The sequence below is a fragment of the Streptomyces sp. NPDC017943 genome, assembly GCF_044328425.1.
Lineage (GTDB): Bacteria > Actinomycetota > Actinomycetes > Streptomycetales > Streptomycetaceae > Streptomyces > Streptomyces djakartensis_A.
Window position 1 is genome coordinate 70793 of record NZ_JBIRHH010000003.1, and the last position, 13490, is coordinate 84282.

General features: G+C 71.7%; 10 protein-coding genes. 6 read left to right on the forward strand and 4 right to left on the reverse strand.

Annotated elements, in window-relative coordinates; translation table 11 throughout:
• Window positions 1–277: 277 nt before the first annotated feature.
• Both ACH4C6_RS09620 and ACH4C6_RS09625 read right to left on the reverse strand, forming a co-directional pair.
• Window positions 278–841 carry a DUF305 domain-containing protein gene (locus ACH4C6_RS09620; protein WP_398107997.1) on the reverse strand — a complete coding sequence of 188 codons (564 nt, stop codon included), beginning with the start codon at window positions 839–841 and terminating at the stop codon, window positions 278–280.
• Window positions 842–901: 60 nt separating this feature from the next.
• Window positions 902–1837, reverse strand: coding sequence for a DUF1996 domain-containing protein (locus ACH4C6_RS09625; RefSeq protein WP_398107998.1), 936 nt, complete (start codon window positions 1835–1837; stop codon window positions 902–904).
• A 349-nt stretch (window positions 1838–2186) separates the two neighbouring features.
• Here ACH4C6_RS09625 and ACH4C6_RS09630 point away from each other — a divergent pair, with 349 nt between their 5' ends.
• From ACH4C6_RS09630 to ACH4C6_RS09640, 3 genes are all read left to right on the forward strand, one after another.
• Window positions 2187–3188, forward strand: coding sequence for a LacI family DNA-binding transcriptional regulator (locus tag ACH4C6_RS09630; protein WP_398107999.1), 1002 nt, complete (start codon window positions 2187–2189; stop codon window positions 3186–3188).
• Window positions 3189–3445: 257 nt separating this feature from the next.
• Window positions 3446–6019, forward strand: a complete 2574-nt coding sequence (locus tag ACH4C6_RS09635) for a discoidin domain-containing protein (protein WP_398108000.1) — start codon at window positions 3446–3448, stop codon at window positions 6017–6019.
• A gap of 196 nt (window positions 6020–6215) precedes the next feature.
• Window positions 6216–7919: a glycosyl hydrolase family 28-related protein gene (locus ACH4C6_RS09640; RefSeq protein WP_398108001.1), complete on the forward strand. Its 1704-nt coding sequence runs from the start codon at window positions 6216–6218 to the stop codon at window positions 7917–7919.
• A 94-nt stretch (window positions 7920–8013) separates the two neighbouring features.
• Here the strand turns inward: ACH4C6_RS09640 and ACH4C6_RS09645 are convergent, their stop codons facing one another.
• Window positions 8014–9201, reverse strand: coding sequence for an MFS transporter (locus ACH4C6_RS09645; RefSeq protein WP_398108002.1), 1188 nt, complete (start codon window positions 9199–9201; stop codon window positions 8014–8016).
• 88 nt (window positions 9202–9289) lie between these two features.
• Here ACH4C6_RS09645 and ACH4C6_RS09650 point away from each other — a divergent pair, with 88 nt between their 5' ends.
• Window positions 9290–10051, forward strand: coding sequence for a DeoR/GlpR family DNA-binding transcription regulator (locus tag ACH4C6_RS09650; protein ID WP_398108003.1), 762 nt, complete (start codon window positions 9290–9292; stop codon window positions 10049–10051).
• 24 nt (window positions 10052–10075) lie between these two features.
• Here ACH4C6_RS09650 and ACH4C6_RS09655 read toward each other — a convergent pair whose 3' ends face one another.
• Complete coding sequence (locus ACH4C6_RS09655) at window positions 10076–10582, reverse strand: MarR family winged helix-turn-helix transcriptional regulator (RefSeq protein WP_398108004.1); 507 nt, start codon at window positions 10580–10582, stop codon at window positions 10076–10078.
• 51 nt (window positions 10583–10633) lie between these two features.
• Between ACH4C6_RS09655 and ACH4C6_RS09660 the strand changes: the two genes are divergently transcribed.
• On the forward strand, window positions 10634–11047 hold the full coding sequence (locus ACH4C6_RS09660; RefSeq protein ID WP_398108005.1) for a nuclear transport factor 2 family protein: 414 nt from the start codon (window positions 10634–10636) through the stop codon (window positions 11045–11047).
• 101 nt (window positions 11048–11148) lie between these two features.
• Window positions 11149–13320: a hypothetical protein gene (locus tag ACH4C6_RS09665; protein WP_398108006.1), complete on the forward strand. Its 2172-nt coding sequence runs from the start codon at window positions 11149–11151 to the stop codon at window positions 13318–13320.
• The last annotated feature ends 170 nt before the right edge of the window (window positions 13321–13490 follow it).

A 13490-nucleotide genomic window follows, 5' to 3' on the forward strand; every position in this document is an offset into this window, starting at 1 on the left:
GGCGTGTCGCCCCCGGTAAGGATGACCCACACCCAGTGCACGCGGAGAGGGGGTGACCTCGATGGACGGCGGATACGGCCTCATCCAGTTCCTGCTCGACCTTCTCGGTCTCGGCTGATCACAGTGGGCGAACCCGGGCCGTCCCAGCGGACGCACGCCGGGACGTCCAGGTGGCGGAAGGGTGGCGGCGTCGTAGGACGCCGCGACCCCCGGACCGGTCGCCGAGCACCCCTCGAGCCCTCACCCGGCGGGGCCGGGATGCCCGGGCCGGGTACGGTCAGGGCGGGGGCATCCGGCGCAAGGCGTCCGACGCGGACGCAGCCGCGTCGAGCGCCGTCCTCCTCACGTCGGCACCGACGTCGGCCTTCTGCACGGCGACGGCCAACCTCCGCGCCTGCTCCAGATGTTCCCGCAGCGCCGAGCGCAGGAGCCGGTCGAAGGGCCGGCCGCGGGCGGTGCGCAGAGCCCGCAGTTCCCGCGCGTCGGCCATGCCCGGCATGTCGTGGCCCTCGTGGGGGTTGTCGTCGGGGACTCCTCTCCTGCTCAAGAGGGCGCGGAGCCGGGTGAGTTCGGTGTCCCGGCCGGCGGCGACCTCGGACGCCCAGTGCTGCACCTCCCTGTCGCCACTGCGCTCCGGTGCGAGCAGGAGCAGGTGCCGGGCCTGTACGTCCATCGCGATCGCCAACTGGATCCAGCCCACCTCGGTGGCGTCGGGCCGGGCGACCGCACGGGGTTGCGGCCGTTCCGGCTGCGGTGGGCCGCCACACCCCGACACGGCCACCGCGCACAGCACGGTGGCGACGAGGGCCTTGCCGAACCGGCGTGGAGTCGGAGGGGCCATCGTTGCTCCTTGAGCGTGGGTCGCCGTGCCGAGGCGGGGACTGTGCCGCGTCTCGCGGGGTCAGGAGGGGTTGCCGTCCGCTCCGCACTTCACGATCGCGTTGATGCAGGTGGTGACCCTGCGGGCGAGTTCGTTCTCGGGCCAGGCGTTGAAGAAGTCGCCGTGCATCGTGTAGCCGGGTCCGGAGGCGAGCCGCAGGCCCTGGGTGCTCCCCGACACGGGGTAGCGCAGCACCTGCCGCAGCTTGGGCACGGGCACGGGGTGGGTGGACGGGCACGCGCCGTTCACCGGGTAGGACATGTGGCTCTTGTGGTCGGCGGAGTCCAGGTCCTTCCCGTTCCAGCACTGCGGGAAGTCCAGGTAGGACTCCAGCATCGAGCCCGCCGGGCAGGTGACGAAGTCCTTCGAGGGGTTGACCTCGCCGTGGTGGAGGCAGGACCAGCGGGCCACCGAGGTGGGGTCGCCGACGCCGGTCGCCTTGGCGTTGCCCGCCACGATGCGCAGCCCCTGCGGGAACGGGCGGATGCGCTGGATGACGTCGTCGCGGACGCCCTCGCCGAGGTAGTAGAAGGTGGTGCCGGTCGGTTCCACGGGCTGGTCGTTGCGGTAGAGCGTGGGCACCCAGTACGACGACGTGTCCACGGCGGGGGCGCAGGTCGAGGCCGAGCCGAGCAGGTCGGTGACGTCGGTGTGCGCGTTGGTGACCCGGCTGCCGAAGAAGCTGTGCATGTGGGAGGCGCCGGGCAGCCCCGGGAAGACGATCGGGTCGTCGGGGAGCCGGTGGCTGTAGGGGCATTCGGCGAGGAACTCCGCGACCCGGACCACCTGGGCGCCCTGCGGGGCGGCGTTCAGGTCGGTGCTGTCCGGGCGGCTGCCGGGGGTGGCCGCTCCGGTGTAGAGGGTCGCGAACAGCAGGCCGAGGGAGGCCAGGGCGGTGGTCCAGGCGCGGCGCTTGGACCGGCTGCCGGTGGGCGGGCGGGGGGATGTTCTCAGCACAGCACTCCTCCTGGGGGAAGTGGTGGGGGCTGTTGCCGGAAGCGGTTCCGGAACCGGTTCCGGCCTTGTGCGTGAATGAAAGGGACACACCGCGCTGCCGTCAATACCTCCCGTAGCGATTGGTACGCCCAACTGCCGTGCACTGCGCCGGACTTCGCCGTGGCCGGCAGCTCGTGCGGCGGCCCGGGCACAGGGCGGCGGCGAGGTGCCGCCGCGGCGCCTGACTGCGGTGTTGACGTGGGGGGAAAGCCGCTGTTTGACTCGGGCGTCGCTCCGGGAGCGGCGCCGGATCCGTTCGGGGGCGGTCCCGTCCGGCGGCCGTGTGTTCGTGCGCAGGAAGAGGGATGCGGTGCGTGTCACCATCGCGGACGTGGCCCGGATGGCCGGCGTGAGCAAGACGACCGTCTCCCGGGTGCTCAACACGCGCGGCGAGGTGGACAGTTCGACGGCCGCCCGGGTCCGGGAGGTCATCGACCGGCTGGGGTACGTGCCGAGTTCCGGCGCGGTGGGCCTGGCCCGTGGGAGGAGCCGCACGGTCGGCATGCTCGTCCCGTCCCTGACCTGGCCGTGGATGGGTGAGGTCCTTCAGGGGGTCGTCGACACGGTGGAGGCGGCCGAGTTCGGTCTGCTGCTGTTCACCTGCAACCGGGGCACCGACTCGGTCGAGTGGTTCACCAGCCAGGTCTCGGCCCGCGCCTTCGACGGACTGATCGCCGTGGAGCCGGAGGACACGCTGGCGATGCTGACCGCACTGCACCGCAAGGGACTTCCGGTCGTACTGATCGACGACCGTGGCCGCCACCCGGAGTTCCCGTACGTGACCGCGGCCAATCGTGAGGGGGGAGCCGCAGCCGCGCGCCACCTGCTGGACGAGGGGCGGCTCCGGCCGTTGGTCCTGGCCGGGCCGCTGCGCTTCGGCTGCGTACGCGACCGCCGCGAGGGCTTCGACGCCGCGTACGCCGCGAGCGGCCACCCGACGGATTCCGCACTCTTCGTCGAGAGCGACTTCACCGAGGCCGGCGGTGAGGAGTCGGTCCGCCGTCTCCTGTGGGAGGGGCGGGAGTTCGACGCCGTCTTCGCACACAACGACCTCGCCGCCATGGGTGCGCTGTCCGCTCTGCGCGCGGCGGGACTGCGGGTGCCGGAGGACGTCGCCGTCATCGGCTTCGACGACATCCCGGTGGCACGCCTGACCCAGCCGGCCCTGACCACGGTCCGGCAGCCGATGCGCCGGATGGGGGAGACCGCGGCCCGGATGCTCCTCGGCCGCCTGTCGGGCGAAGCGCATCCCGGCCAGCCGGTCGTCCTGCCGACCTCGGTGATCGTCCGCCGGTCGACCACCGCGGGCTGACTCCCCGCCGACGCTCCGCCCTCCCCCGGCCCCACCACACGAACCGGCGCCGCCCGCCGGCCCGGGGCCCGCTCGCGCCCCCAATTCCCGCTGCTTTGACGGCAATCCGTGTCCGAGGGCTTGCCCACCGATTGCATCACCCCTTAAATCACACCGTGAACTAAGCGGCCCCACCGCCGTTCTCCCCATCGGCATGCCTGTGCGCCGAGCGGCACGCTCGCGCGTGAGCCCGCACCGGCCCCGCAGAAAGTTGACGCATGAGACACATCACCGACGTGCGACGCCGCAGACGGCGAGCACTGGGTGTCACCCTGATCGCCACCGCGGCGCTCGTCACTCTCCCGGCCCAGCTGCCCGCCGCGGCAGCGGAGACGCCGCTGTCCCAGGGCAGGACCGTCACCTCGTCCTCGAACGAGAACGCCGGGACGCCCGCCGCCAACGCCGTGGACGGCGACCGGGGCACCCGCTGGTCGTCGGCCGCGGGCGACAACCAGTGGCTGCAGGTGGATCTGGGCGCCACGGCGTCCGTCACCCGGGTCGTCCTCGACTGGGAGGCCGCCTACGGCAAGGAGTACAAGATCCAGCTGTCCCGGGACGGCGCCAGCTGGAACGACGCGAAGACCGTCACGGGCGGCGACGGCGGCGTCGACACCGTGGACGTCTCGGGCCAGGCTCGCTACGTCCGGATACAAGGGCTTCGGCGCGCCACGTCCTGGGGCTACTCCCTGTGGGAGTTCCAGGTCTTCGGCACCACCGACGACACGCCCCCGGCCACGTGCGGGACAGGCAACGCCGCGCTCGGCAAGTCCTCTTCGGCCTCCTCCGTCGAGAACGCCGGCACCCCCGCCTCGGCCGCGTTCGACGGTGACGCCGGCACCCGCTGGTCGAGCCGGCCCTCCGATCCCCAGTGGGTCCAGGTCGATCTGGGCTCGGCACAGGATCTGTGCAAGATCGACCTGAACTGGGAGGCCGCCCACGCCAAGGACTTCAAGCTCCAGGCGTCCGGCGACGGCCAGAACTGGCGCACCCTGAAGGAAGTCACCGGCGCCACCGGCGGACGCGCGTCCTACGAGGTCGAGGGCACCGGCCGCTACGTACGCGTCCTGGGCACGGCCCGGGCCACCTCCTACGGCTACTCCCTGTGGGAGGTGGCCGTGCACACGGCGTCCGACGGCGGCCCCGGCCCCATCCAGGGCGGCGGCGACCTGGGCCCGAACGTCATCGTCGTCGATCCTTCGACGCCGAACCTGCAGCAGAAGTTCGACCAGGTCTTCGCCCAGCAGGAGAAGAGCCAGTTCGGCAGCGGCCGCTACCAGTTCCTGCTCAAGCCGGGCACGTACAACAACATCAACGCCCAACTGGGCTTCTACACCTCGATCTCCGGCCTCGGGCTCAACCCCGACGACGTCCAGATCAACGGTGACATCACCGTGGACGCGGGCTGGTTCAACGGCAACGCCACCCAGAACTTCTGGCGGTCGGCCGAGAACCTGGCCCTCACCCCGGCCAACGGCACCAACCGGTGGGCGGTCGCCCAGGCCGCGCCGTTCCGCCGGATCCACGTCAAGGGCGGCCTCAACCTCGCCCCCAACGGCTACGGCTGGGCCTCCGGCGGCTACATCGCGGACTCCAAGATCGACGGCACGGTCGGCCCCTACTCGCAGCAGCAGTGGTACACCCGCGACAGCAGCGTCGGCGGGTGGACCAACGGCGTGTGGAACATGACCTTCACGGGCGTCCAGGGCGCGCCCGCGACCAACTTCGCCACCGGCCCGTACACCACGTTCGACACCACGCCCCTGTCCCGCGAGAAGCCGTTCCTCTACCTGGACGGCAGCACCTACAAGGTCTTCGTGCCCGCCAAGCGCACCAACGCGCGCGGCGTGTCCTGGCCGGCGAACAGCGGCGGCACCTCCCTGCCGCTGGACCAGTTCTACGTGGTCAAGCCCGGCGCCACGGCCGCCACGATCAACGCGGCCCTCGACCAGGGCCTCAACCTGCTGTTCACGCCCGGCGTCTACCACCTCGACCGGACCATCGAGGTCGACCGCGCCAACACCGTCGTCCTCGGACTCGGACTGGCGACGATCATCCCCGACGGCGGCATCGACGCCATGCACGTCGCCGATGTGGACGGCGTCCGCCTCGCGGGCTTCCTGATCGACGCCGGCGCGGCCAACTCCGACACGCTGCTGCGCATCGGCCAGCCCGGTGCGTCGGCCGACCACGCGGACAACCCCACCACGATGCAGGACGTGTTCGTGCGCATCGGCGGTGCGGGTCCCGGTCTCGCCACCAACTCGGTCGTCGTCAACAGCGACGACGTCCTCATCGACCACACCTGGATCTGGCGGGCCGACCACGGCGAGGGTGTGGGCTGGGAGACCAACCGCGCCGACTACGGCCTGCGCGTCAACGGCGACGACGTCCTGACCACCGGCCTGTTCGTCGAGCACTTCAACAAGTACGACGTGCTCTGGAACGGCGAGCGCGGCCGCACGATCTTCTTCCAGAACGAGAAGGCCTACGACGCTCCCGACGAGGCCGCCATCACCCATGACGGCATCGTGGGGTACGCCGCCTACAAGGTCGCCGACTCGGTGAACGAGCACGAGGCCTGGGCGCTCGGCAGTTACTGCAACTACACCTCCGACGACACCATCGTGCAGCACCACGGCTTCCAGGTGTCGGTCAAACCCGGCATCAAGATGCGGCACCTGATGGTGATCTCCCTCGGTGGGAAGGGTCAGTACCGCCACGTCGTCAACGACACCGGAGCTCCCACATCGGGGACGGACACCGTCCCCTCCAAGGTGGTCCAGTTCCCCTGACCTGACCTGACCTGACGTGACATGACGGCTCGAGTCCCCGGGTGGGCCCTCCCACCCGGGGACTTCGGGCTGCCCAACGCCTTCACATCGCCATGGTGTTCATGTATATGAACTTTGTACGCATGGGTGTACGTCTCGGGCGTCGCGTGTCACTCTCGGGTGGCCAAACCCCCGGGGACGAACAGGAGATGCGCGCATGAAGGGACACGAGGCCGCAGTCGCCTCCGGGCTCAGCAGACGGGCGCTGCTCGGCAGTGCCGCAGCCGTGGCGGCCGGCGTGATCGCGGGGAGCGGCACCGCGTTCGCGGCGCCGGGCACCCGCGGGACCGTGCCGGAGCTGTGGCACGAGTTCGTCCGCGAGCCGTACCGGCATCCCCAGATCCCCTTCGTCGGACGGGCGGGCTTCGGCGGCGGGGCCGCACGGCTGCCCCGCCGCCCGGTCGTCGCCGACGTGCGTGACTTCGGCGCGGTGGCGGACGGCCGGACGGACTGCGCCCCGGCGATCAACCGCGCCATCGCCGCGGCCGGTGCCGCGGGCGGCGGCACGGTCCGCATCCCGCCCGGCGTCCTCCGCGTCGACGGACTGATCCGCCTCGGGCACTCCCACGTGGTCCTGCGTGGCGCCGGCAGCGGACGGACGACCCTCCGCGCCACCAGGAACCTCACCGAGCTCATCGGTCCGTACGGCTCCCGGTACGGCGGCGACAAGTCGTCCTGGTCCTGGGCGGGCGGCCTCATCTGGCTGGCGCCCGAGGCGCGTTGGAACTCCCTCACCGAGGCGATCAGAGAGCGCGCGTGGCCGTTCGAGGGCTGGACCGGCAACCGGCGCGAGGAGTGGCGCACACTCACCCGCACCGCGGCAGCCCGCGCAGGCGACTGGACCGTGACCGTGACCGACCCGGCGGGCCTGCGCCCGGGCGCCCTGGTCCTGCTCCGCCTCAGCGACGACGCCGGGCACACCCTGCTGCGGCACATGGCGGGCGACGGCCCGGGACCCGACGCCTACACCTGGACCGACAAGAGCAAGCTGCTCTCCTACGTCCCCTACGAGTGGCCCGTCCGCATCACCCGCGTCCGCGGACACGAAGTGACACTCGAACGCCCCCTCCCGCTGGACCTGCGCCCCGAGTGGGAACCGCAGTTCACCACACACGTACCGGAGTTGACCGGCTCGGGCGTCGAAGGGCTCACGCTGGAGGCGGTGGAGACACCGCAGCAACCCCACCTCCTCGACCTGGGGTACAACGGCGTCGTGCTGCAATGCGCGTACGACTGCTGGGTGGACGACGTGACGGTCCGGAACACCGACAACGGCTTCGGCCTGGTCGCCGCCTCCGCCTGCACCCTGCGCCGCACACGTGTCTCGGGACGGGGCAGTCACCACCCCTACTTCTGCCGCGAGGGCTCACACGACAACCTCGTCCAGGACTTCACCATCGAGGAGCGCACCACCCCTGCCCCCGCCGGCACCCAGCTGCACGGCATCAACGTCGAAGGGCTGTCCTCCCACAACGTCTGGTCGCGCGGGGAGATGAGGATGGGCACCTTCGACAGTCACCGGGGCATGCCGTTCGCCAACGTCCGCACCGACATCACCGTGCACAACAACGGACGCCACGGCGGCGATGCCAGCGCCGGGCCCCTCTTCGGTGCCCGTTTCACGCACTGGAACATCCGCGTCACCAACGGACGCGCGGGCCTCATGAAGATCGACGCCCTGGCGCCGTACTCCGCGACCGTCGGCATCAACGAGGTCCGGGAGTTCGACCAGATCGACGTACCCGACTTCGAAGGCGACCTGCACAGCCGGCTGGAGCTGTACGGCACCACCGGTGTGGTCCGGCCGGCCAATCTCCACGAGGCCCAGCGCGCCGTTCAGGTGCGGCGATCCGGGCGTTGAGGCGGACGGCCGTCGAGGCGCCGAGGGGGCGACCCGGAATCCCACGGCGCCGAGAGCCTGCGCGGCGCGTGGTCAGGCCGCGCCGCGCAGGCGGTCAGGAGACCGGCTCGGCGGTGCGCGGCCGTTCCGGGACGGGGCGCAGGACGCCGGCCGCGGCGACGGCGGTCGCGCAGAAGAGGGACAGCAGCAGGAACGTGTGGTTGAGCGCCACGAGGTGCGTCATCCAGCCGATGACGGCCGGGCCTGCCAGCATGCCGATGTACCCCAGCCCGGCCACCCGGGAGACGTTGGTTCCCGCCGCCGCGGGGTCCGCGTGACCGGCGGCACTGAACAACTGCGGCACACAGCCCGACAGGCCGAGGCCGAACAGCGCCCAGCCGGTCAGAGCCGCCCAGACCCACGGGGACAGGGCCGCGACCGTGATGCCGACGGCGGCCAGGGCCGCGCCGTGGCGCAGGACCGCGACGGGCCCGAAGCGCCCCGAGATCCGGTCGGCCAGCAGCCGGCCGATCGTCATGGTCGTCGCGTACGTGCCGAAGGCGAAGGCGGCGGTGCTCTCGGGCGCGTCCAGCACGGTCCTGAGGTGCAGGACGCTCCAGTCGTTGGCGGCTCCCTCGCACAGCATGATCAGCAGTGCCAGGACGGCCAGGAGCCAGATGCGGCCGGGCACGGGCCGCTTCGGCGGCCGGGTCCGGTCCCCGGGGCCGGCCACGGGGGCCGTCGCCGCGGGGGGCAGGAGGCCACGGGCCGCACCGAGGGCGACGACGACCCCGGCAGCGGCGGCGGCGCCCAGGGTCGTGGCCGGGTCCCAGCCGATGTCGACAGCGGCGGCACCGGCGAGCGCGGCGAGGACGCCGCCGACGGAGAACGTGGCGTGGAAGGCCGACATGACGGGCCGCTCGTAGGCCTTCTCCACCTGCACGGCGTGGGCGTTCATGCTGACGTCGAGGGTGCCGTTGCCGAAACCGAACAGCAGGAGGGCCGCTCCGAGGGCCCACGGCTCCCGCGCCAGGCCGGGCAGCACGAGGGTGGCGCTGCACAGCACTCCCGCCAGCGGGACGACGGTGCGGGTGCCGAGCCGGTCGGACAGGCGCCCTCCGACCTGCATGCCGACGAAGGCTCCGGCGCCCAGCAGCACGAGGAACCCGCCCAGGGCCGCATGGGAGATGCCGACACGCTCCTCGACCGCCGGGATCTGCACCACCCACATGCCGAGCAACGTGCCGTTGAGTACGAAATAGACAACCGTCACAGCGCGGGCGACGCGCAGCGCTCTCTCCATGCGCTCACCCTAACGAACACATCGACTGTGCGGAACCAGGGTTTTCTCACACTTCCGGTGTTCGGTCAGCGTGGTGTTGAATCACTCCATGAACACCGTGGAACGTCACCGCCTGATCACCCAGGCCGTCCAGGAGGCGGGCCGGGCGTCGGTCTCCGAACTGGCCGAGCTGACGGCGGCCTCGGAGATGACCGTCCGCCGGGACCTGGACCACCTGGCCGCCCAGGGCGTTCTCGAACGGTTCCGGGGTGGCGCACGCACGCTTCTGCTGCGGGGCGAGGAACCCCCCTTCTCCCTGCGCGCCCACGAAGCCGTGGAGGCAAAGCGCCGGATCGCGGCGGAGGTGGCCTCCCTCGTGTCCGACGGGGAGACGGTGCTGCTCGACAGCGGTACGACGTGCCTGGAGGTCGCCCGGCTGCTGCGGGGGCGGCCGGTCACCGTGATGCCCCTGTCGTTGCAGGCGATCCAGGTGCTCGGCGACGCGCCCGAACCGACCTCGCTCCTCGTCCCGGGCGGCCGGCCGCGCGCCGCCGAGGGGGCCCTCATCGGCCCCCTGACCCTGGCCTCCCTGTCGGCACTGCGTTTCGACACCGCCGTCCTGGGCTGCTGCGGACTGACCGCGGGCGACGGCCTGACCGCCTACGACCTCGACGAGGCGGTGGTCAAGAAGGCGGCGATCGCTTCGGCCCGCCGCGTCATCGCCGCCGCCGACGGCGGCAAGCTGGGCCGCACCGCGCAGGCCCACGTCGCTCCCCCGTCCTCGGTGCACGTCCTCGTGACGGACACCGGCGCCCCTGCCGACGAGACCACCGCACTGGAGAGCAGCGGCATCACCGTCAGGCGCGTCTGAGCCGCGCACCCGATCACCCTGGTCTCACCGCGGCGGCCTGACGTCACGGCGGTGGACCGCCGCCGCGCCGCCCAGTTCGTCGAGGAGATCGACGAGCACCGCCCGGGTCACGTCGAAGGCCGTGCCGTGCGCCCCGCCGGAGGCCGCTCCCGCGGAGCGCTGGCGCAGCCGCGCCTCGAGACGCTCCCGCGCCTGCCGCGCGGCGGCGACGGCCTCCCTGCCCTTGCTCGTCAGGGCGACATGCCGGATGCGCGCGTCGCGAGCACTCGGCAGACGTGTGACGTAGCCCAGCCGCTCCAGTTCGGCGACGGCCTTCGAGGCGCCCTGCTGGGTCATGTCGAGCTTCTCGGACAGGTCGCTCACGGTGGGCTGCGCGTCGATCAGGTGCTGGAAGACGTACCCGTGCGACATTCGCAGATCACCGAAACCCTGGTCCGCAAGGTCGGCCTGCACCGCGCCGGCGGCCGCGAAGCCGACGAACAGGGCGAGGCTGCCCAGGTCGAGGCCGGAGGGATCAACTGGTTCGCGCATGTGCCCCAGCATCCCTTTGACAACCTCGGTTGTGCAACTATGGTTGTGCATATGACGCAGACCGATCAGCACCCCCACGTCCGTACGGCTCTCCGCTATCACGAGGCGGTGGCCCGGCTGGCCGCGCCGGAGGAGCTCGCGGAGTTCCTGCACCCGGACATGACCCACTCCCAGTTGCCCAACGCTCTGTTCCCCGCGGGCGCCGACCGCGATCGCGCGGAGACACTCGCCGCGTCCGCCCGGGCCCGTACGCTGCTCGCCGCTCAGAGCTACGACGTCACCAACGCCGTGGTCACGGGTGACCAGGTCGCCCTGGAGATCAGATGGTCCGGCACCCTTGCCACCGGCTTCGGCGATCTGCCCGCGGGCCACGTCATGCGGGCGCACATCGCGGCGTTCCTCGAATTCCGGGACGGCAGGATCATCGCCCAGCGCAACTACGACTGCTACGAACCGCTCGCCTGACATCGTCCGGCGGGCGAACGCTCCGCGGACGGTCCGCGGACGGGCCAGGCCGCCGGGAAACTGCGATGCGTCCGTTCGCACAGACCTGCGATCATCACCGCATGGCGCACGGTCTGGAATCACTGGTCCTCCGACACACCCACCGCATCCCCGCCCCCAAGGGCTCGGCCGGGGAAGGCGCCACCGCCGCGCGGCAGTTCGACGCGACACTGGCGTCCGTGGGCTTCAAGCTCTCGGCGGAACTCCTGGCCCACCTGTCCGGGCTGTCCGAAGCCGCGGTCGTGCACACCGCCAGGCGAACCCTGCGCACCGTGCGGGAGATGGTGGGCGACCACGTCCGGCACAACGCGTACTTCATCGACTTCCCGGCCAACGTGCCCGGCACCGAGGAGTTCTGGACGCGGTGCGTGGCCCAGGCACTCGGCGACGACACGTCCCGCGCGCACACACTGACCCAGCTTGCGCGTGGTGTGCTGGACCTGCTCAGCCTGCCCGTCTACGGCCGTTACCAGCACACCTACGAGGAGATGCTCGCGGCGCAGGACGAGTTGATCGCCTCGGCGGGCGACCGCGTGACCGTGCTGCACCTCGGACGGGACCTGGACGACGAGGTCACCGACCTGTACCTGGCGCTGGCCGGCAGTGCGACACCGCTCAGCGAGGAGCACCTGGGCGACCTCGGGGTCCTCGCCGAGCGGTGCGCGTCCGGGCCGCAGCCGGAGACGATCCCGATTCGGGAGAACCGCGCCCTGGTCAACGCGGCCCGCCTCGCCGTCGGCGCGGATCCGCTGCTCGACACGGTCGTCGACGTGCTGCGCCTGGCCTGCGCGCTCTCGGGCGGCGATGTGACGCTGCGGGAGCCGACCCGCTTCCGGGCGATCCCGCGGCCGGTTCGCCGCTCGCTGCTCGCGGCCCTGGACGCCGTGGTCGAGGCGAATCCCGCCAAGCTGGCCGACGTGCACGCCCACCGGGAGCCCTTCAAGCGACTCGGGGAGCGCCTGCATCCGCACGAGTACCCGCGGTGGCCGCACGCCGCCGACGTGTTCGCCGTGGCGCGGGGCGAGAAGGAGGCGTGGTCGTTCGACAGCCGCTTCGAGCAGTTGCTCGGCCAGTCCGACGTCCTCGGTGCCGTGCACCTGCTCAAGTCCGCCCCCGGCAGGCTGTTCCGCGCCCTGGACCGTCTGCTGCGCACAGCCGAAGGCCAGGACGAGCGGGACGTGGTGGTCGCCGCCGCGGTGGAGATCGCCCCCCAGGTCTCCGGCCGGGTCCTGCTGTCCGTGCGCGAGCACTTCCAGAACCGGGGGCGGGACGGCGGACGGCTGCGGCTCTTCGTCAACAGCCGGGGCCGGGGCTGGGTCGCTCCGGATCTGCGGCCCCCGGTACCGGCCGCCGACCGCGCCCGCCTGATCGGCGCCCTCGACGCCGAGATACGCCGCAGACTTCCCGCCACGGGCCGGCTGCTGGTCGATCCCGACGTACTCGACGTGGCCCTCCCCATCAGCGGCAAGGCGTCCGCGGCCGGGCTCGGAGTGCTGCCCCGCGGTTCGCTCTCGGCGGTCGACGGTGAGCGTCTGCGCTTCTTCGTGTACTGGAAGCAGACCCGGCAGCGCACCGACTACGACCTCTCGGCCCTGCTGCTCAACAGCGACTACAGCACGGGTTCCTGGCTGTCGTACACGTCCCTGCGGGCTGTCGGGGGCAGGCACTCGGGCGATGTGACCGAGGCGCCCGAGGGGGCGTCGGAGTTCATCGACCTGTCGCTGGGCCGGGTGCGCGGCGCCTTCGTCGTGCCGCAGGTCAACATCTACGCAGGAGAGGGTTTCGAGGAGGCCGAGGAGTCGTTCTTCGGCTTCATGGTGCGCGACGGCGAGCAGAAGGGCCGGCCGTTCGAGCCGCGCACGGTGCGGGCGAAGTCGGAGCTGCGCGGGGTGGGACGGGTGGCGTTGCCGCTGGTGTTCCGGCGCGAGGACGACGGCCGGTGGTCCGCGAAGTGGCTGCACCTGTACCTGAAGGGCATCTCGGCGGCCAACCGCGTCGAGGAGAACCAGGTGTCGGTGTCCAAGGTGGTGCGCTCCCTGGTGGAGCGTGAGTACCTGACGGTGCGCTATCTGGCCGGTCTGCTGTCCGACGGCGCCACGACCGTGGAGCTGTGGGACGAGGGGGCGGTCCCGGACGAGCCCGTGACGTACATCGGTCCGGAGCGTCCCGAGGGGCTGCCCGCGGGCTCCCGGGTCGTCACCCTCGAGAACCTGGGGGACCTGATCCCGGACTGAGTGCTAGCGTTGCCTTCGGCGAGGCCATGAAGGGGCTTCCTTCTCACATTCCTTTGCAGCAAGTTCCTTCGCTCTCCTCGCCCTCGACGTCGCCCCGGGCGGTGTCCGCGTCCACCGCGCGGGCACCGCCCGAGCCGTTCCACGGCCTCCGGTGGAGGCGGGGCACCTGG

What these genes read in the sequence shown, in the direction of transcription:
- ACH4C6_RS09620 (WP_398107997.1), bottom strand. Translation starts at nt 841, where the DNA reads ATGGCCCCTCCGACTCCACGCCGGTTCGGCAAGGCCCTCGTCGCCACC.
- ACH4C6_RS09635 (WP_398108000.1), top strand. Translation starts at nt 3,446, where the DNA reads ATGAGACACATCACCGACGTGCGACGCCGCAGACGGCGAGCACTGGGT.
- ACH4C6_RS09640 (WP_398108001.1), top strand. Translation starts at nt 6,216, where the DNA reads ATGAAGGGACACGAGGCCGCAGTCGCCTCCGGGCTCAGCAGACGGGCG.
- ACH4C6_RS09645 (WP_398108002.1), bottom strand. Translation starts at nt 9,201, where the DNA reads ATGGAGAGAGCGCTGCGCGTCGCCCGCGCTGTGACGGTTGTCTATTTC.
- ACH4C6_RS09650 (WP_398108003.1), top strand. Translation starts at nt 9,290, where the DNA reads ATGAACACCGTGGAACGTCACCGCCTGATCACCCAGGCCGTCCAGGAG.
- ACH4C6_RS09655 (WP_398108004.1), bottom strand. Translation starts at nt 10,582, where the DNA reads ATGCGCGAACCAGTTGATCCCTCCGGCCTCGACCTGGGCAGCCTCGCC.
- ACH4C6_RS09660 (WP_398108005.1), top strand. Translation starts at nt 10,634, where the DNA reads ATGACGCAGACCGATCAGCACCCCCACGTCCGTACGGCTCTCCGCTAT.
- ACH4C6_RS09665 (WP_398108006.1), top strand. Translation starts at nt 11,149, where the DNA reads ATGGCGCACGGTCTGGAATCACTGGTCCTCCGACACACCCACCGCATC.